A 17,307-nucleotide genomic window follows, 5' to 3' on the forward strand; every position below is an offset into this window, starting at 1 on the left:
ATGAGAACATTACTTTTAAGCGGAATCTTTATTTTTCTTTTTGCCTGTGGCAACAACGCGCAGGATAGTAAGAAAGCTCAGGAAGCGGTTGCCAATGCCGAGCCTGTTGAAGTACAAAGCCAGGACGGTTTGGAACGCGCCTATTTTGCCAGTGGCTGTTTCTGGTGTGTGGAGGCCATTTATGAAAGCGTAGAAGGAGTGAAAGAAGCTGTCTCGGGCTATGCAGGCGGTCATACAAAAAACCCGACTTATGAATCAAGCAACACCGGTAACACCGGTCACGCAGAGAGCGTGGAAGTGATCTATGATCCTGAAAAAGTTAGCTTTAAGAACCTGGTGCAGGTATATTTTGGCTCGCAGGATCCCACCCAGGTAAACGGCCAGGGACCGGATATCGGCTCTCAATACAGATCGATCATCTTCTATCAGAATGAAAAACAAAAAAATATAATTGAAGAGGTGAAGACCGAAGTAGCCAAGGATTACAATAAACCGATCGCAGCTGAAATTATGCCCTTTCAAAAATTCTGGAAGGCTGAGGATTATCACCAAAATTACGAGAAGAACCATCCAAATAACCCATACATAAGAAATGTGTCGATCCCGAGACTTAACAAGTTCAAAAGGAAATTCCCCGAGCTTCTGAAAGAAGAAGCTCATTAAAATAAAAAAGGCAGCCAGTGGCTGCCTTTTTTATTTTGTTCTCAACCTGTTCAAAATTCTTCATTTTTAATAAGGCTAACCATTTTATTTTCTACTTCAGGGGAATCCCATTTATCTTCAATATCCTCCATATTCATTACCTCGTCCATAATTTTACGCTGCCTGTCCCCTATTGCCAGAGCTTCTGCATAGGGCTTATCAGAAAAAGTGACGCGAGAATACAAGGGCACCCACAGTTCGGGATGCCTGTCTGAGAAATGTTTTTCTATTTTCTTCCGCAGGAGAAAGTCCGGATCGGCAGTTTTACTACTCATTTCAATAAAGTTACGATAGCTGAGCTCTGCTATTGCATCTCCGTTGGGTTTACGTTCAGTTTCATACTCTCGGAAGATCCTTTCCCAATCGTCACCGTATTTTTCCATTTTCCGGTACAGCACCTGAATATCTTCAAACCCGGCATTCATCCCCTGCCCGTAAAACGGAACTATTGCGTGCGCCGAATCACCTACCAGGGCAACTTTGTCCCAGTAAGACCAGGGAAAACACTTAATAGTCACCATAGCACTTGTTGGGTTTCTGAAGAAATCCTTTTTCAGATTTGAGATCTCTCCCTTAATATCCGGGAAATAATTCTCGAAAAATGCTTCAGTTTTTTCCTCGGTATCCAGACTTTCGAAGGAGATATCCCCTTCAAAGGGCAGGAACAAGGTACAGGTGAAGCTTCCGTCCAGATTAGGCATCGCAATAAGCATAAATTCACCCCTTGGCCAAATATGGAAAGAACTGTTATCCAGCTTATGTGTACCATCGGGATTAGCCTTTATACTAAGTTCCTTATACCCCACATCTATAAAATGCTGAGAATAGTTGAACCTGCTACGCCTTTGCATTTTGTGCCGTATCCTTGAAAATGCTCCGTCTGCACCAAACACAAGGTCAAAGTTATATTCCTTCCAAACGCTCTTTTCACTCTCCCCGGTAAACAGGGTGGCATTGGGAAGGTCTATATCCCAAACTTTTTCTTCAAACCGAAACTTAGCCCCGGCCTCTTCAGCCAGAGTGATCATTCTTCGGTTTAGAACCCCTCTTGAAATCGAGTAAATCGCCTCTTCTTCTTTTCCGTATTTCTGAAAATAAACAGGCCTGTCATTTACATGCATCGCTCGTTTATTGAGCGGTAAAGCTAGCTTCCTAATCTCTTCTTCGATTCCTGCCTCTCTCAAGGCCTTCCACCCTCGATTAGACATCGCCAGGTTTATGGACCTGCCGGAAAACTCCACCTTCCGCACATCGGGGCGGCGGTCAAAAACCGTTACCTGATGTCCATTTTTTCTAAGATAAAGGGCGAGTAAAGATCCTACAAGGCCGGAGCCCACAATAGCGATTTTTTTTGGTTGTTGCATGACTTTCCTTGAATCCTCTCTGCTTTCAGTTTAGAGCAAAGACCAATTACGTAGCGAAAATACTCATTTCCCAACACTTTATCCCTCCCCTCCTTCTTCAAAATTCCATAAATGCCTTGCAAGATCTTGTTTTTCAAAAATACCCCGGCATTTATCATTTGTTTAACAGGCTTTGAAATACTCAAAACGTAACTTTATTTACAATAATCCTCACATAAAAAGATTATGCAGAAAGACCAACCTCTATTACAGCCGTTTACAATGGGAGACCTTAATTTAAAAAACCGTGTGGTTATGGCACCTATGACGCGTAACCGGGCTGATAACAAAGACAATGCACCAACAGACATACACGTAAAATATTATACGCAGAGAGCCAGTGCCGGGCTAATAGTAACTGAAGGCAGCCAGGTCTCTGAACGGGCTGTTGGCTATATTAACACCCCGGGTATCCATACCGATGTGCAGGTGAAGGCCTGGACAAAAGTTACTGAAGCTGTCCATAATAAGGAAGGTAAGATCTTCCTTCAGTTATGGCATTGCGGACGTATTTCGCATCCAAAGTTTCATAAAGGAGAAAAGCCCCTTGCCCCAAGTGCCGTAAACCCAAATACAAAAACCTTTACGCCTGATGGTTTTGAAGATACCGTAGAGCCCAAGGCAATGGAACTTTCAGATATCAAAAAAACCGTTCAGGAATTTCGTCATGCAGCCCAAAACGCCAAGGAAGCAGGTTTTGATGGGGTCGAGATCCATTCGTCCAACGGGTACCTGATTCACCAGTTCTTTAATGAGAACGCAAACATAAGAACCGATGAATACGGGGGAAGCATTCAGAACAGAGCAAGGTTTTTCTTTGAAGTGATTGAAGCTATTTCTGAGGTCTGGCCGGAAAATCGTATTGGAGTCAGACTAAATCCTTCGTTACATAATGCCTTCGGGATTACTGCCACCCCGGAGACCATTCCTACATTCGATTATATCGTAAAAAAGCTGAACGCTTATGACTTGGCCTATGTTCACTTTTCGGAACCTTTTACCGATGTAAGTGAAGTGGATTTCCTGGAGCCGAATATTGCAAAACATTATCGCCCTATTTATAAGGGTAACCTGATGATCAACTCAGAATTCGATCAGGAATCCGGGAATAAGGTAATTGAAGACGGAGATGCCGATCTTGTATCCTTTGGAAAGCTGTACGTATCCAATCCCGATCTTGTAGAGAGGTTTGAAAAAAATCTCCCTCTGGCAGAGTGGGATCAGGATACTTTTTACACTTCGGGCAGCAAGGGATATACAGACTATCCCACTTACGAGGAAGAGCAAGCTTAAGCTTTTCTGCTAATTTTATTTTAAAAAAGCCTAAAAGAAGGTTAAGTAAGACAGGCATTTATCCGGAATAATTTAAATTTAAATGAACCAAAATTTATAAAGATATGGATCAGGCAAAACTTGACCACATGAGATCTGTGCTTAACAGACTGGAGGACATTAAAAACACTCAGGAAAGTATTATTGACAAGATCAATCATGTGATCACAGATTTATTTCAGCATCCGGACAAGGATCTTGAAAAAATAATGGAGGATGCCCATCAAAAAGCTTCAGATAATATTGACGCTATCAGGGAAGCAATGGAAGATTACGAAATGTCTATAAATAAACTTGAAAATCAGGATTAATTTAAAAATCTGTTAACAGGCTTTTAAATAAGCAATCTCTAAATTGAGGTCAGTTTAAAAAACTGGCCTTTTTTTATGAAACATTATTCTTCCGAAGAGATAGGTAAAATGGAAAAGCTGTTTAGGCTCAACCTCATTAACAGCTGTACCGGCTATAAATCGGCAAACCTCATCGCCACTAAATCTGAGGCCTTCGGCGTTAATGTGGCGGTCTTCAGTTCGGTTACTCACCTTGGCAGTGACCCTGCTCTTTTAGGCTTTGTAACACGACCTACAAGCGTACCTCGCAACACTTATAAAAATATAGCAGAACATAAGTACTTCACTGTAAATCATATTCAGGAAAATATGATAGAAAGTGCACACCAGACGGCCGCCAAATATAAAGAGGATGTTTCAGAGTTTAAAAAGACCGGGCTGGAAGAAGAATATCTGGATGGTTTTTATGCTCCTTATGTGAAGCAGTCTACGGTTAAATTAGGCTGTAAATACCTTAATGAATATCATATTAAAGAGAATAACACAATACTTGTTGTTGCAGCCATAGAACATATTTATTTTGATGAAGGCATCCAGGCCCCCGACGGGTGGTTGAGGCTAGATGATGCCGGAACAGTGGCCATAGACGGGCTTGACGGATACGCCCTGCCAAGCCTGCTGGACAGGTTTCACTATGCCCGACCAGGTCAGGAAATAAAGTCATTCTTTAAAAAGAAAAGCTCCGGTCAATCTGAATGAGTAATTCTCCCAAAACCTTAAGGCTCATTCTTGGAGATCAACTCAATTATAACCACAGTTGGTTCAAAACAACTCACAGCAATATCACTTATGTGTTAATGGAGATGCGCCAGGAGACCGATTATGTGAAGCATCATATTCAGAAAATCGTCGGATTTTTCAAAGCGATGAGACATTTCGCAACCCATCTTAAAGAAAGGGAACATAAAGTAATTTACCTCAAAATAAACGATAAGAACAATCTTCAAAGTTTAGATGAAAACCTTTCCGCGCTATTAAAAGAGAACAACTTTGAAAAGTTCGAATATCAACTGCCGGATGAATACCGGCTTGACCAACAACTAAAGGATTTTTGCAAAAAGCTCAAAATTGGGACGGAAGCCTCTACTACGGAACATTTCCTGACCAGCAGAAAAGAGCTTGAAGACTTCTACCAAGGAAAAAATCAGCTTACTATGGAATATTTCTACCGCTACATGAGGAAGAAATACAACATACTTATGTTAAACGACAAAGATCCTGAGGGCGGGAAATGGAATTTTGACAAATCGAACCGAAAAAAATGGAAAGGAAAACCCGAAATTCCTCACGAGCGTGGGTTTAGAAAGGATGCATCTAAGCTCCTGGAAGAAATCGAAAAAGCCGGCATAGAAAGTATGGGGAGTATAGAGGCCCAAAATTTCAACTGGCCTGAAAGCAGACAGGATGCCCTTTCTGTTTTAAATTATTTCTGCGAGAACCTGCTTGTTCATTTCGGGGATTTTCAGGATGCTATGCATACCGAACAAGCTTACCTCTTTCATTCAAGATTATCTTTTGCACTAAACACCAAAATGCTTCACCCCCTGGAGGTGATAGAAAAAGTTACCGAGCACTGGCGTTTAAATAAAGAGCATATCGACATTTCACAGGCAGAGGGTTTTATCAGGCAAATTCTTGGCTGGAGGGAATATATGCGCGGAATTTACTGGAGAGAAATGCCCGGTTACCGTAGAAGCAATCGCCTTAGAAACCAAAACAAACTGCCTGAATTTTACTGGAATGGCGATACTAAAATGAACTGTCTTCATCACTCCATAAAACAGAGTCTGGAAACCGCTTATGCCCATCATATACAGCGGCTAATGATCACAGGCAATTTTGCACTTCTCACCAACACTCATCCCGATTATGTTGACACGTGGTATCTCGGTGTCTATATGGATGCCATAGAATGGGCAGAGATCACCAATACCCGTGGGATGAGCCAGTTTGCCGATGGCGGCCTCGTGGCAACCAAACCCTATATTTCCAGTGGCAGTTATATTAACAAGATGAGCAATTACTGCAAAGACTGCCATTATAATGTCAATAAGAAAACCGAGGAGGATGCCTGCCCTTTCAACAGTCTTTACTGGAATTTCCTGGATGAAAAGAAGGAGTTTCTTAAAGATAATAACAGAATGGGTATGATGATGAGCCTTTTGGAAAAGAAGTCAGCAAAGGAACTGAAAGAACTCAAAAACAGGGCGCAGAAAGTCATTAAAAATCCGGAGCGTTTCTAAATTCGATAAGTTAAACACTAGTTAAAAACTTCAGCTACAGTAAGCTATTCCATAAATTAGTATGTAGAACCAACCAAATCAAACAAAATGAGGGGCCTAATTTGGCTTATTGTAGTGATCTTAATCATCTTATGGTTAATAGGCTACTTCGGTTTTGGAGATGCCGTAGGAAACCTAATCCATATTTTACTGGTACTTGCCATTATAGGAATCATTTACCGCCTGGCAACCGGAAGAAGACTTTAATCAGGCTCAGTGAAAATTAAAAATAACTAACTTAAAACCAATTAACCAGCAACATTGTTGCAACTAAAACTAACCGATATGAGAGATTTACTTTGGCTTATTGTAGTATTACTGATTATAGGATGGCTTGTAGGATACTTTGCCTTTCCAGATTTGGGCAGTATTATCCACATCCTGATCGTACTTGCAGTAATTCTTATTCTGTACAAGCTACTAACAGGCCGCAGATTATAAGTCTGACAGAGAAAATATTAATAACCCTTTGAAAGATCAAAGGGTTTTTTAATTTAAATTATCTAATCGCAGAAAGTTGAAAGATATGTGGAACCTGAAAAATAAATATGCCCTTATTACCGGTGGTACAAAAGGAATTGGGAAAGCAACGGTAATGGAGTTTCTCGAATTAGGGGCTGAAGTTCTTTTTACGGCCCGTGACGAAACAGAGGTCAGGGCTTTAGAAAAAGAATTAAAGGCAAAAAAATACAAGGTATCCGGATTGGTTGCCGATGTGACCAAACCTGAAGACCGAAACAAAATAAACAGTTTCATTGAAGGCAACTGGAAAAAACTGAATATTCTTGTGAATAATGCCGGGACTAACATCAGGAAACCTGCCAGGTCCTATACCGAGGCCGAATTCCGGAAAGTTACCGAGGTCAATTTGATAGCTCCCTTCGAGCTATCCAGAAAAATGAATCCCTGGCTGGCAGCTTCAGGATCTGCCAGCATCATTAATGTAGCATCTTCGGCGGCTATGCAGGATGTAGGGACGGGAGTTCCGTATGCTATGTCTAAAGCCGGTTTGCTTCAGCAAACCAGGAGCCTTGCTTCCGAATGGGCAGAAGAAGACATAAGAGTAAATGCCGTTTCTCCCTGGTTCACAAAAACCCCGCTTACCGATGGCTATCTAGATCAGCCCGAAAAGTTGGAGGCCATACTAAGAAGAACGCCTATGAAGCGAGTTGCGGAAGCCAAAGAAATGGCTTCGGTAATAGCCTTCCTGGCGATGGAAAAGTCTTCCTATATCACGGGACAAAATATTGTGGTTGATGGCGGAATGAGCATAAATGCTCTTTAGAGCAGCTTTTTGTATATTGAATTAAAATCCAACCAATGAAAAAATCACTATTCCTGGGGCTAATCGTCCTATTCTCTTTCTCCTGTAAAAACAACAATAAATCTGTTGCAGAAATTAAAACACCTGAATCTCAGAAAGAACAATCTGAAATTCAGCAAAAGATAGCCAAGGCTAATGGCCTGAATGCATTTAAGGATGTGGAGCAACTTCAGTTCACTTTTAATGTAAAAGTTGGCGATTCTATCAGGTCTAAAAGAAATTGGACCTGGCACCCAAAATCAGGCGAAATTAGGCTTACCCAGGGCGACATAAGCCAGATATATAAAAAGGACGGCGAGCTTAGCGAGAAGGAAAAAGAGATGGATCACAAATTCATCAACGATTCCTACTGGCTGTTTTTCCCTTTTCAAATGGTCTGGTCTGACGCTAAGATCTCAAAAGAGTCCAAAACCCAGGCCCCTATCAGCAAACGGGAAATGAACAGGATAATTGTTTCTTATCCTCAGGGAGGTTACACCCCCGGAGATAGTTATGAGATTTATTATGACGAGGAGATGATGATAAGAGAATGGGTCTATAATTCTGCTGACGGAAAAAGAAAATCACCTTATACCTGGGAAGATTATAAAGAGTACAAAGGAATAAAAATTGCCCAATCCCATAAATCTGAAGATGGGAATGTAGAGATCTTCTTCACCAACATCAAAGTGAAGTAAATGCTTCTGAAAAACAGCAAATCGGGTCAAATGACCCGATTTGCTGTTCTAATATTTTATATTCCCCAGTATCTCCTTTGCTTTTTCAGCAGGACTCCAATCAGATTGCGGTTCAAAATAGTTCCAGAGAAACGCTGAAATCCTGCGTTGAAGCTGCCAGGCTTCATTATCATAATTCCAGGATTGATCTTTGTTATTTTTAGTAGCAATATAGAACACATAATCTCCATTAGGTGCGTTAACCATCACAAGCTCTGAACGGGAATCATTTACCATCCCTTGTTTTGCCGCAGTCTGAACATAGGGAGGAATTTGTGAAAGCGCGTAATCTGTATAAAACGAATTGCTCATCATTCTGTACATTTCGTCACTAGATGCAGGACTTATGAGCTCCCTTTTTCTCATCTTCACCAGTAAAGAAGCCATTTCCCTGGGAGTGGTCTGTCCCCAGCCATATTCTTCCCAATCCTTCTTCCGGCCTTCAGTTCTGGAATTAACTCTGGTGTACCGCAGCCCAAGTTCCTCCATCAACCGGTTAATCTCTTCTCCCCCACCTGCAAGTTCCTGATTCCAAAGGGAAGTTGTATTATCACTAAAAGTGATCATTAGTGCCGAAAGGGTCCGCAAATCGGTTTGAGTGCTGTCTCTGTAAAACTGCATAAGCCCAGATCCTCCATAGGCACGCTCTTTATTGTAAAGCAATGAATCTGTAAGGTAAAGCTGGCCTTTATCAATTTTATCGAAAACACCTATAAGTATCGGTACTTTTACGATGCTTGCAGTCGGGAAAATTGTATCTGCATTTATTGCAGCTTCCTTACCGGTCTTCAGGTTATAAACATAAACACCGGCATCTCCGTTAAAACCTTCAATTATACTGCTTAAATCTTGCTCGAGCTTTTCATCGATTTCCGGTCTCTGAGCACTCATAAATGAAACGAAAGACAGCAATAAAACTAAGAAAAGCCCGAACTTCATAACAGTCATATTGAATTTAACCCTGAACCTGTTTCTTTAAGATCCCCTCCTTAAGGATCTGTCCGAAATTGTACATATCTTCAAAGGAACAGTAGAAAGGTGCAGGTGCAAGCCTGATCACATTTGGCTCCCTCCAGTCGGTAATCACCCCCTTGTCCATAAGAAAATTAAAAAGTCCCCGGCCTTCTCCGTGGAGAAATACAGAAAGCTGAGTTCCCCGTTCTTTCTGACTTGAAGGAGTAATGATCTCAAAAGAACTCTCCACATCCTTATCTATCTCGTGAAGCACATACTCAAGATAAGCCACAATCTTATTTCTTTTCTCAATAAGTGCCGGCATTCCTACTTTATCAAACATCTCTAAAGAAGCCAGGTAAGGCGCCAGGGCAAGAATAGGAGCATTGCTTATCTGCCAGGCGTGAGCTGTTGGTTCCGGCTGAAACTCCGGTTCCATAAGGAATCGGCGATCTTTGTTATGTCCCCACCAGCCTTCAAATCTCGGTATATCTTTACGCCCGTGATATTTTTTATTAATAAAACATCCCGAAGCATTTCCCGGGCCACTGTTCATATATTTATAACTGCACCAGGCAGCAAAGTCCACATTCCATTCGCTCAGTTTCAGCTCAATATTACCCGCGGCATGAGCAAGGTCCCAGCCTACAAAAGCACCGGCCTGATGTCCGGCTTCAGTAATGGTCTTCATATCCAGCACCTGACCGGTATAATAATTAACTCCGCCAATAAGCACGAGTGCACATTCTTCCCCAACTTCTTCAATTTTGGCAAGAATATCCTCTGTTCTGAAGTGATGTTCCCCTTCCCTCTTTTTAAGCTCTACTATAGCTTCATCGGGCTCAAGACCGTGAAAACGCACCTGGCTGGAGATCATATACTGATCGCTGGGGAAGGCCTTTTCTTCGCATATAATCTTAAAACGTTTTGCCGTAGGCCTGTAAAATGAGACCATTAACAGGTGAAGATTAACGGTAAGAGTATTCATCACGGTTACTTCTTCAGCTTTCGCCCCAACGATCTTCGCAAGCTTCCCTGAGAACCTTTCGTGATAATCCCACCAGGGTTTATCGGCATAAAAATGCCCTTCCACAGCCAGTTCTGCCCAGTCTTTCATTACCTCATCCACATATTTTTGAGCAGATTTGGGCTGAAGGCCTAAGGAATTTCCGGTAAAATAGATCACTTCTTTTCCATTCACGCGAGGAAAAATAAATTCATCTCTATATTCAGACAAAGGATCCTGCGCATCCAGCTGTTGCGCAAATTCCCTGGTATTCTCAAATTGCATATTTTTCAGATATTTCCGTAAAAATACAATTTACTGGCAACTTTTATAATTTCGTCTGGAAAGACCGGAATTTCATAAATTTGCTTAAAAACCAGATATGCATTTCTTACCTGAAGCAATAGATGATTATATAATTGAACACTCGGCAAAAGAACCGGAATTACTGGCCAAGCTCAACAGGGAGACCAACCAGAAAGTGCTTCAGCCAAGGATGCTTAGCGGCCATTACCAGGGCAGAGTCCTGAGTTTGCTATCTAAGATGAAATCGCCTAAGTCTGTTCTGGAGATCGGGACATATACAGGCTATTCGGCTTTATGTCTTGCCGAAGGTCTTGTGAAGGGCGGTGAGCTTCATACAATAGATGTAAATGAAGAATTATTTGATTTTCAGAAGAAATATTTTGAGGCTTCAGAATATAAAGGGCAGATAAAGCAGTACCTTGGGGACGCACTTCAGATCATCCCCCAGATAAAATCGAAATTCGACCTGGCATTTATTGATGCCGATAAGCCTAATTACCCAGCCTATTTTGAACTTATTATAGATAAAATGAATCCCGGCGGAATCATACTTTCCGATAACGTTCTCTGGAGTGGTAAGGTTGTTGAAAAAGTGAAGGAAGATGATGAATCTACCAAAGCTTTACTGCACTATAATAAACTTTTGAATACCGATGAGCGCCTGGAAACCGTAATTCTCCCAATTCGCGACGGACTCACGCTAAGCAGGGTAAAATAAAGATCAGATAAATCTTTTTCCTGTTCGTTCGTACAACCTGAAGAAGATATAGGCAATAAGAACACCGACCAGTGTACCTACCAGGATATCTCCCGGGTAATGTACCCCAACATAAATACGGCTCATCACAAAGAGTATGGGCCAGAGGTACATTATATAGATCCATCGGTATTTTTCTCTTAAACTAAGCACCACAAATGTGGTAACCACAAAAGAAGAGGAGGCGTGCCCCGAAAAGAAACTATAATTGGAAGGCTCATCCAGAATACGAATAAGATCAGAAAGGTCGGGATTATTATTAGGCCTTAAGCGTGTGGCCAGGTTCTTGACCGCGTTCGTGAGGCCGTAAGTTGTAAAGAAAGCTGCAAGCAGGAATAATCCTGTAAAGAGAGCCTTTTTCCAGTGATAGGCAGTAAAGTAAATTATAAACAAAGCGATGTATAGCGGGATCCAATGTCGCGGATTGGTCACAAATATCCAGAACTGGTCGTAAGACTCTATCCCAAGTCCGTTGAGGAAAACAAACAGTTCTCTATCCCATTCGCGTATCTGATCCCACATAGCTCAACTTATAGCCTGCGCTTCACAGAGCCTGTTATTTCATCAATATCTTCCTTCACCTTATCTACTTCTCCTTTAATATCGTTGGTGAAATCTGTATCTATACCTTGTTTCTCGGCACTTTTCTGAATTTCACTCTTAATATCGTTGGAGGCGTTTCTAAGCGTACGCATCCCCTTACCCAATCCTCGGGCAATTTCCGGAATCTTATCTGCACCAAAGACCATCACTAATATGAATAAAATAAAAGCGATCTCGGCACCACTAATAAACAATGGAATAGTCACCATAACTTCAACAAATATAGCCACAAATTTAGGCATAAAAAAAGCCGACTCGTTAAAGTCGGCTTAAATTATTTTTAATCAAATCTTATTTATCTGTGCCTTCTTTGAACTCTTCAAATTTATCTTTGTTTTCGCTCTTAGGCCAGCTGTTGTTCTCCATATTTACATCTGCAGTTTCCAACTGTGGGTCTACTACGATCTTTGTGATTTCCTTATCTGTAGCAAGGGCTTTGGTCACTGAATCGTCATTCTTTCTCCATACCTGTACCGGGTAAGTTACTTTCTCTGAAGTTCCGTCTGCATAAGTATACTCAACAATTAACGGCATTACCAGATCTCCCGGCTTCTCAAAAGTCACCTGGTAGAAGTATTTAGGATCCTTAAGAGCTGCACGTTCTTCAGCACTAAAGTTATCCATAAGATATTCATTAAGTGTTGAGACGCTTTCAGACGCAGGTTTTCCCTTCATATCTTCAGAATATTCTTCGCTTCCTTCTTCCACCACATAGATTCCGTCTATTTCATCAGGATTTGAAACCCCGTAGCGTTTAAGGAATTCGGAACCTTCTTCGGTTACTTCATCGGTAAGGTAGAATTTCTTAACCTCTTTTACACCAATATCCACATTTCCTGTGCTATAGAACCATCCTCTCCAGAACCAGTCCAGGTCTATACCCGAAGCATCTTCCATAGTTCTGAAGAAATCTTCAGGAGTTGGGTGTTTAAACATCCATCTTTGAGAATAGGTAGCAAATGCGTGATCAAAGAGATCGTGTCCCATCACAGTCTCTCTTAAAATGTTCAGAGCGGTAGCCGGTTTTCCATAAGCATTATTTCCTAGCTGGTGAACCTGTTCCGGGTTAGACATAATAGGCGCAATAAAATTCTGGTCCCCCTTCATATAAGGAACAATCTTAGAAGGAATTCCTCTTCTTGAAGGGTATTGGTCTAGTGGTGCAATTGCATCAGGATATTGCTTTCCGAATTCCTGCTCGGCAAGGTATTGGGTGAAGGTATTGATTCCTTCGTCCATCCATCCCCACTGGCGCTCATCACTGTTTACGATCATTGGGAAATAGTTGTGACCAACCTCGTGAATAATAACGCTTATCATCCCGAATTTTACGCGATCACTGTAGTTTCCGTCTTCATCGGGACGCCCATAGTTCCAGCAGATCATTGGATATTCCATCCCCTGGTTCTTAGCGTGAACCGATACTGCCTTGTGGTAAGGGTATTGAAAGGTATGGTCTGAATAGCTCTTTAATGTACTGGCAACAGCACGGGTTGACCATTGTTCCCATAAAGGATTACCTTCTTTAGGATACAGGGAAACCGCCATCACTTCTTTACCCATCACATCGGTATTCATCATATCAAGAATGAATTTTCTTGAAGTAGAGAAAGCGAAGTCCCTAACCATATCGGCCTTATAGGTCCAGGTTTTTGTCTTATCTGAAAATCCTTTCTCAGCTTTTTCGGCTTCATCCTGAGTTACGATCATCACCGGCTTATCAAAAGACTTCTTAGCCTGTTCGTAACGTTTCATCATTTCTTTAGTGTAAACTTCTTTTCTGTTCTGAAGTTCACCGGTGGCCTCCATCACGTGGTCTGCAGGCACGGTAATGTTCACTTCATAATCCCCGAAAGGAAGTGCGAACTCTCCGTTACCCCAGAACTGGTAATTTTGCCATCCCTCTACGTCATTATAAACCGCCATTCTAGGGAAGAACTGGGCGATCACATAAGCTTTATTCCCGTCTTCAGGAAAAAGCTCATACCCCGAACGCGCTCTGTTAGTAACGTGGTTGTTGATGTTATACCACCATTTGATATCGAAGGTATAGCTTTCACCCGGCTTCAAAGGCTTCTCCATATCTATACGCATCATTGTGTTGTTGATGGTATAGTTCAGCGCTTTTCCGTCTTTTGAAACTTTTTCGATATTGAATCCACCGTCAAAAGGCTTCTCCATATATTCTTTCACAAAACGGCCCGGTGAAGCTACGGGATTCATACTACTTGGATTCTTTTCTAAAGCCGGAGCATCCTTCTTACGAATGTTCTGATCCAGCTGAACCCAAAGGTATTCCAGTTCACTTGGCGAGTTGTTATGATAAGTAATTGTTTCTTCCCCGCTTAATTTTGAATTCTTATCGTCAAGAACGATATCCATTTTATAATCGGCCTCGTTCTGATAGTACTGTGGCCCCGGAGCACCGGAAGCAGTTCTGTACTGATTTGGGGTTGAAAATTCCTGATAAAGTTGCCTGAATTTGTTCTGGTTTGTGTGTGCCTTTTGCGACTGATCCTGTTTTTCCTGAGCATAAGCTCCGGCGATGAACAACATCAGAAACATAGAACACAGTAATCTAACTGTTTTCATGTATTCAATTTAAATTTTAAGATTGCTAAAAATAATTATTTTTCTTTAAGAGCGTTGTTAAGAGCTTAATAATTTAAGCGTTCCATTGGAGCATCCCTATCCAGTAACATGCTCTTTAACTCCTCTTCCACTTTTACGTGAACTACATTTTGCTGGTCGTCAAACAGATCGGTAAGAATAAGGTTCTCCACCTCTATTTCCTTAAAGGCGGCTACCTTTTCGACTTCAATATATAGCACCAGCTGGTCGTTCTCATATTCTTTACCCAGGTAATTAAGCTGAAGTTCCTTTCCATCAGTCTTAATGTGAAGTTTTTTAGCCAGATAGCGCTCTATGGCCTGCCTTACATTTCCCTCTTCATTTTTGGCTATAAGCTTAATCTCCTTGTTATAGCGCTTCTGAAGCACTTCTTCAAAATCATCAATAAATACCCGGGAAATAATCTGAAGTGCCTGTTTGTCAGACTTGTATTCTATTTCGGTGACGCTCAGGTAATATTTATGATCACTTGCCTTAAAAGAGCTGAAGAGCATAAAGCAAGTGAGAAGTACAATGATCTTATTCATAGGGCATTTTTAAACCGTAACTGCAATTTTCAGTCCAAACGCCGAATTTCGATAAAATGAGGCAATTTTTCTTTAAAAAACTGAAGTAAATCCAGTTTTTGTTGCTGTCTTACCAATTTTGTCATCTTTTTATCTTCCACACAAAAATGCAGAAAGTCCATTACCTCATTTCTCTGAAGCTTTAGCACTTCAGTAAATATTTCCGGGCGCAAAAGATGATAAGCCCTGTTTACAAGGCTTGATCTTTTGATGTTCCCCCTGGCTTTTTTAAGTTTTTTCTTTTCCCCGCTTATCGCACCATACAAAAGACCAACCGGATCCATAGGATTGCTCATTGCCGAAATCTTCCTGGTAACTATATCGGGGCCCGGCGTATACAAAGGCACCCTGGATTTATAAACCTCAATCTTCGCTATATCCTTTTGCAGATTCCCGGTAAGGCCATCAGTGCTAATCCTCACCTCATCAAGCCGATTATTGGCTTCCTTAAGATTGATTTCCAGAAATTTTTCCTCAATGAGCTCTGCAGTGACCTTTATTTTCAGGTTTTCATATTGAACCGAGGAGAACAAAAGACTGTCATTTTCTCTTACCCTGATCTCGAAATAGCCATCATAGGCGCTTACCGTGCCTGTTCTTTTAGTAAGATTGATAACATTTATTAAGGTACTGTCATTTTCCGAGGTAATAATGTTCCCTTTTAACAAGGTATCTTCCTGCGAGAACATCAGGAAAGGAAAGAAGACCAATAAGAAAAAAAGGTTTCTGGACATCAACAGGCCGTTTATCAGGAGGGCTTAGATTCTTTTTCCCGTTCCTGAAGAAATTCCCTGCTTTGTTCTTCCAGAAATGCAATAAGGTCGAGCGCTTTTTCATTATCCAGAAGCCCTGGGGTAAGCCCATTTTCAAAGGCATAATCAATAAAGTCATTAATATAGACCGCTTCGATCTTCAGATAATCCTCAAAAAAGGAATTATCGAACCTAGACCTAAGAAGTTTATTCGCATCTCGTTTGGTGAAAACATTTTTGTTTTTCGCGGATGAAAGCGATCCGAAATTAGAATTTCCGGTAATCATCCCCACCAATCCCAGGATATTCCCTCCTGAAGCCATTTGCCCCTTACTGGCAATCACTGCGTCATTTTTCACTTCATTCTCACCCGGTGGAATTGGCCCCAGACTCAAATTCATTCGCAGGAAGGGGTTCTCGACAACCTCGATATCCCCAATATCCACAGAAAGATTTCCAGTTAAATTATGAAGTCTCACCTCATCCAGCTCATTGATCCCCGGAACCAGTTCGACTTCCAGAATTCCATTTTCTATCATTTCGGCGGTAACAACCAGCTCCGTTTTTTTAAACTGAACCGAAGAAAATAAAAGTCTATCCCCCTCATCAGCTTTAATATTGAATTCACCGGAATCTGAACTCACAGTTCCCGTCTTTTTTTCAAGGTTTATGATATGAACAGGAGCCTGGAGACTATCACCTCTTATCTCCCCCCTGAGCTCTTTCTCCTGACCGAGTGCGGTAAAAACTGTAAATAATAACGGAATTAAAGCAAGTAGTTTTCTCATGCAAAGTGATTAAAGGCAGGGCGGTTATTGAGATTTTTGCTGTTTATATTCTTTGCTCTGTTCTATCAGGAAAGAAATAAGATCCAGTTCATTACCTTCTCTCAGCATTTTTTCGGTAAGTCCGTGGTCGCTGGCGTAAAATATAAAATCATTTATGTTTTTCAATTGAATATCAAGATTTTCCCTGAAGAATTCATCATCATACATCCTTCGCACCTTATCATCAATGTCCCTGTCGGGAAGTTTCCGGCGATCATTTTTAGTTTCTTCGACAATGGCCTTAAACAGGTTCACAAAATTAAGACCGTGAACCAGCCGGGTCCTGCTGGCAAGCATCGCATCATTTCTTCCCGGGCCGCTAAGGGAATCAGGAGTATATTGATACTCTAAAGAAGCAAGTTCAGCTGCGGTATACCGGGGTAATCTTGGATTTTCCACCTCCAGCCTCGCAACGTCTACAAACACATATCCGGAAAGGTTATTAGGAGAGACCACAACTTCAGGAAGTTCGGTAACCATCTCATTAAGGAAGATATTCAGCATTCCAGATTCTACAACTCCTTCGTCCACGATCACATTAAACTCCTCGAACAAAAGCGAAATAAAACTTAGCTTATCATTAAGCGCTACTGCAATAGTAAACCTGCCCTGTTTATTGGTAACAGTTCCTTTCCCTGAACTTTCATTAAAAACGGTAATCCCTTCGGCACTATATTCCCCGGGGATATTCACTTTCCCGGCAATACTAAGCCTTCGTGTTTCCTGGGCAAAAACAGAGGATCCCATCAATAAGATGAGAATCAAAAGACCGGATGAAAAAAAGCGCTTCATAGTT

Annotated in this window: 20 protein-coding genes; 10 read left to right on the forward strand and 10 right to left on the reverse strand. The window is 41.4% G+C overall.

Going from position 1 to position 17,307, the window contains the following annotated elements:
* Window positions 1-663 (forward strand): peptide-methionine (S)-S-oxide reductase MsrA, encoded by a 663-nt coding sequence (gene msrA, locus ACFQ3Q_RS13130; protein ID WP_380746582.1) that lies wholly within the window; start codon window positions 1-3, stop codon window positions 661-663.
* Window positions 664-713: 50 nt separating this feature from the next.
* On the opposite strand, the gene ACFQ3Q_RS13135 is transcribed toward msrA, so the two are convergent.
* The gene (locus tag ACFQ3Q_RS13135; protein ID WP_380746584.1) at window positions 714-2,066 is read right to left on the reverse strand and encodes an FAD-dependent oxidoreductase; all 1,353 of its coding nucleotides are present in this window, start codon (window positions 2,064-2,066) and stop codon (window positions 714-716) included.
* 225 nt (window positions 2,067-2,291) lie between these two features.
* Here ACFQ3Q_RS13135 and ACFQ3Q_RS13140 point away from each other — a divergent pair, with 225 nt between their 5' ends.
* The 8 genes from ACFQ3Q_RS13140 (at window position 2,292) to ACFQ3Q_RS13175 (ending at window position 8,070) form a co-directional block, all read left to right on the forward strand.
* Complete coding sequence (locus tag ACFQ3Q_RS13140) at window positions 2,292-3,398, forward strand: alkene reductase (protein ID WP_380746586.1); 1,107 nt, start codon at window positions 2,292-2,294, stop codon at window positions 3,396-3,398.
* 104 nt (window positions 3,399-3,502) lie between these two features.
* On the forward strand, window positions 3,503-3,748 hold the full coding sequence (locus tag ACFQ3Q_RS13145) for a hypothetical protein (protein ID WP_380746588.1): 246 nt from the start codon (window positions 3,503-3,505) through the stop codon (window positions 3,746-3,748).
* A 75-nt stretch (window positions 3,749-3,823) separates the two neighbouring features.
* Entirely contained in the window at window positions 3,824-4,486 is a 663-nt protein-coding gene (locus ACFQ3Q_RS13150) for a flavin reductase family protein (RefSeq protein WP_380746590.1), read from the forward strand.
* Complete coding sequence (locus tag ACFQ3Q_RS13155) at window positions 4,483-6,030, forward strand: cryptochrome/photolyase family protein (RefSeq protein WP_380746592.1); 1,548 nt, start codon at window positions 4,483-4,485, stop codon at window positions 6,028-6,030. Before ACFQ3Q_RS13150 ends, ACFQ3Q_RS13155 begins: the two co-directional genes overlap by 4 nt.
* Window positions 6,031-6,117: 87 nt before the next feature.
* The gene (locus ACFQ3Q_RS13160) at window positions 6,118-6,276 is read left to right on the forward strand and encodes a lmo0937 family membrane protein (protein WP_380746594.1); all 159 of its coding nucleotides are present in this window, start codon (window positions 6,118-6,120) and stop codon (window positions 6,274-6,276) included.
* A 78-nt stretch (window positions 6,277-6,354) separates the two neighbouring features.
* On the forward strand, window positions 6,355-6,510 hold the full coding sequence (locus tag ACFQ3Q_RS13165; protein ID WP_380746596.1) for a lmo0937 family membrane protein: 156 nt from the start codon (window positions 6,355-6,357) through the stop codon (window positions 6,508-6,510).
* Window positions 6,511-6,595: 85 nt separating this feature from the next.
* Window positions 6,596-7,354: an SDR family oxidoreductase gene (locus tag ACFQ3Q_RS13170; RefSeq protein ID WP_380746598.1), complete on the forward strand. Its 759-nt coding sequence runs from the start codon at window positions 6,596-6,598 to the stop codon at window positions 7,352-7,354.
* A 35-nt stretch (window positions 7,355-7,389) separates the two neighbouring features.
* A complete protein-coding gene (locus ACFQ3Q_RS13175) occupies window positions 7,390-8,070 on the forward strand; it encodes a hypothetical protein (RefSeq protein WP_380746600.1) in 681 nt (226 codons plus the stop codon).
* Between the two features lie 48 nt (window positions 8,071-8,118).
* Here the strand turns inward: ACFQ3Q_RS13175 and ACFQ3Q_RS13180 are convergent, their stop codons facing one another.
* Both ACFQ3Q_RS13180 and kynU read right to left on the reverse strand, forming a co-directional pair.
* Window positions 8,119-9,048: a serine hydrolase gene (locus ACFQ3Q_RS13180; protein WP_380746602.1), complete on the reverse strand. Its 930-nt coding sequence runs from the start codon at window positions 9,046-9,048 to the stop codon at window positions 8,119-8,121.
* 16 nt (window positions 9,049-9,064) lie between these two features.
* Window positions 9,065-10,354 carry a kynureninase gene (kynU, locus tag ACFQ3Q_RS13185; RefSeq protein ID WP_380746603.1) on the reverse strand — a complete coding sequence of 430 codons (1,290 nt, stop codon included), beginning with the start codon at window positions 10,352-10,354 and terminating at the stop codon, window positions 9,065-9,067.
* Window positions 10,355-10,451: 97 nt separating this feature from the next.
* Between kynU and ACFQ3Q_RS13190 the strand changes: the two genes are divergently transcribed.
* The gene (locus ACFQ3Q_RS13190) at window positions 10,452-11,093 is read left to right on the forward strand and encodes an O-methyltransferase (RefSeq protein ID WP_380746605.1); all 642 of its coding nucleotides are present in this window, start codon (window positions 10,452-10,454) and stop codon (window positions 11,091-11,093) included.
* Window positions 11,094-11,096: 3 nt separating this feature from the next.
* Here ACFQ3Q_RS13190 and ACFQ3Q_RS13195 read toward each other — a convergent pair whose 3' ends face one another.
* The 7 genes from ACFQ3Q_RS13195 to ACFQ3Q_RS13225 all read right to left on the reverse strand — a co-directional run bounded on the left by ACFQ3Q_RS13195 (window position 11,097) and on the right by ACFQ3Q_RS13225 (window position 17,303).
* Complete coding sequence (locus ACFQ3Q_RS13195) at window positions 11,097-11,654, reverse strand: phosphatase PAP2 family protein (protein WP_380746606.1); 558 nt, start codon at window positions 11,652-11,654, stop codon at window positions 11,097-11,099.
* Window positions 11,655-11,662: 8 nt separating this feature from the next.
* Complete coding sequence (locus tag ACFQ3Q_RS13200) at window positions 11,663-11,944, reverse strand: Sec-independent protein translocase subunit TatA/TatB (RefSeq protein ID WP_380746915.1); 282 nt, start codon at window positions 11,942-11,944, stop codon at window positions 11,663-11,665.
* An 82-nt stretch (window positions 11,945-12,026) separates the two neighbouring features.
* On the reverse strand, window positions 12,027-14,327 hold the full coding sequence (locus ACFQ3Q_RS13205) for a M1 family metallopeptidase (protein ID WP_380746608.1): 2,301 nt from the start codon (window positions 14,325-14,327) through the stop codon (window positions 12,027-12,029).
* A gap of 65 nt (window positions 14,328-14,392) precedes the next feature.
* Window positions 14,393-14,893 carry a DUF6702 family protein gene (locus tag ACFQ3Q_RS13210; protein WP_380746610.1) on the reverse strand — a complete coding sequence of 167 codons (501 nt, stop codon included), beginning with the start codon at window positions 14,891-14,893 and terminating at the stop codon, window positions 14,393-14,395.
* Between the two features lie 29 nt (window positions 14,894-14,922).
* Window positions 14,923-15,666 (reverse strand): carboxypeptidase-like regulatory domain-containing protein, encoded by a 744-nt coding sequence (locus ACFQ3Q_RS13215; protein ID WP_380746612.1) that lies wholly within the window; start codon window positions 15,664-15,666, stop codon window positions 14,923-14,925.
* A 14-nt stretch (window positions 15,667-15,680) separates the two neighbouring features.
* A complete protein-coding gene (locus tag ACFQ3Q_RS13220; RefSeq protein ID WP_380746614.1) occupies window positions 15,681-16,472 on the reverse strand; it encodes a hypothetical protein in 792 nt (263 codons plus the stop codon).
* Window positions 16,473-16,496: 24 nt separating this feature from the next.
* On the reverse strand, window positions 16,497-17,303 hold the full coding sequence (locus ACFQ3Q_RS13225) for a hypothetical protein (protein ID WP_380746616.1): 807 nt from the start codon (window positions 17,301-17,303) through the stop codon (window positions 16,497-16,499).
* Window positions 17,304-17,307: the final 4 nt, after the last annotated feature.

The organism is Salegentibacter chungangensis (assembly GCF_042678405.1).
GTDB classification, from domain to species: Bacteria; Bacteroidota; Bacteroidia; order Flavobacteriales; family Flavobacteriaceae; genus Salegentibacter_A; species Salegentibacter_A chungangensis.

Bases quoted from the DNA above. Each gene is read 5' to 3' on its own strand.
- ACFQ3Q_RS13135 (WP_380746584.1), bottom strand. From the start codon at position 2,066: ATGCAACAACCAAAAAAAATCGCTATTGTGGGCTCCGGCCTTGTAGGA.
- ACFQ3Q_RS13175 (WP_380746600.1), top strand. From the start codon at position 7,390: ATGAAAAAATCACTATTCCTGGGGCTAATCGTCCTATTCTCTTTCTCC.
- ACFQ3Q_RS13165 (WP_380746596.1), top strand. From the start codon at position 6,355: ATGAGAGATTTACTTTGGCTTATTGTAGTATTACTGATTATAGGATGG.
- ACFQ3Q_RS13160 (WP_380746594.1), top strand. From the start codon at position 6,118: ATGAGGGGCCTAATTTGGCTTATTGTAGTGATCTTAATCATCTTATGG.
- ACFQ3Q_RS13210 (WP_380746610.1), bottom strand. From the start codon at position 14,893: ATGAATAAGATCATTGTACTTCTCACTTGCTTTATGCTCTTCAGCTCT.
- msrA (WP_380746582.1), top strand. From the start codon at position 1: ATGAGAACATTACTTTTAAGCGGAATCTTTATTTTTCTTTTTGCCTGT.
- ACFQ3Q_RS13200 (WP_380746915.1), bottom strand. From the start codon at position 11,944: ATGGTGACTATTCCATTGTTTATTAGTGGTGCCGAGATCGCTTTTATT.
- ACFQ3Q_RS13225 (WP_380746616.1), bottom strand. From the start codon at position 17,303: ATGAAGCGCTTTTTTTCATCCGGTCTTTTGATTCTCATCTTATTGATG.
- ACFQ3Q_RS13145 (WP_380746588.1), top strand. From the start codon at position 3,503: ATGGATCAGGCAAAACTTGACCACATGAGATCTGTGCTTAACAGACTG.
- ACFQ3Q_RS13220 (WP_380746614.1), bottom strand. From the start codon at position 16,472: ATGAGAAAACTACTTGCTTTAATTCCGTTATTATTTACAGTTTTTACC.
- ACFQ3Q_RS13140 (WP_380746586.1), top strand. From the start codon at position 2,292: ATGCAGAAAGACCAACCTCTATTACAGCCGTTTACAATGGGAGACCTT.
- ACFQ3Q_RS13190 (WP_380746605.1), top strand. From the start codon at position 10,452: ATGCATTTCTTACCTGAAGCAATAGATGATTATATAATTGAACACTCG.
- ACFQ3Q_RS13180 (WP_380746602.1), bottom strand. From the start codon at position 9,048: ATGAAGTTCGGGCTTTTCTTAGTTTTATTGCTGTCTTTCGTTTCATTT.
- kynU (WP_380746603.1), bottom strand. From the start codon at position 10,354: ATGCAATTTGAGAATACCAGGGAATTTGCGCAACAGCTGGATGCGCAG.
- ACFQ3Q_RS13150 (WP_380746590.1), top strand. From the start codon at position 3,824: ATGAAACATTATTCTTCCGAAGAGATAGGTAAAATGGAAAAGCTGTTT.
- ACFQ3Q_RS13155 (WP_380746592.1), top strand. From the start codon at position 4,483: ATGAGTAATTCTCCCAAAACCTTAAGGCTCATTCTTGGAGATCAACTC.
- ACFQ3Q_RS13170 (WP_380746598.1), top strand. From the start codon at position 6,596: ATGTGGAACCTGAAAAATAAATATGCCCTTATTACCGGTGGTACAAAA.
- ACFQ3Q_RS13205 (WP_380746608.1), bottom strand. From the start codon at position 14,327: ATGAAAACAGTTAGATTACTGTGTTCTATGTTTCTGATGTTGTTCATC.
- ACFQ3Q_RS13195 (WP_380746606.1), bottom strand. From the start codon at position 11,654: ATGTGGGATCAGATACGCGAATGGGATAGAGAACTGTTTGTTTTCCTC.
- ACFQ3Q_RS13215 (WP_380746612.1), bottom strand. From the start codon at position 15,666: ATGTCCAGAAACCTTTTTTTCTTATTGGTCTTCTTTCCTTTCCTGATG.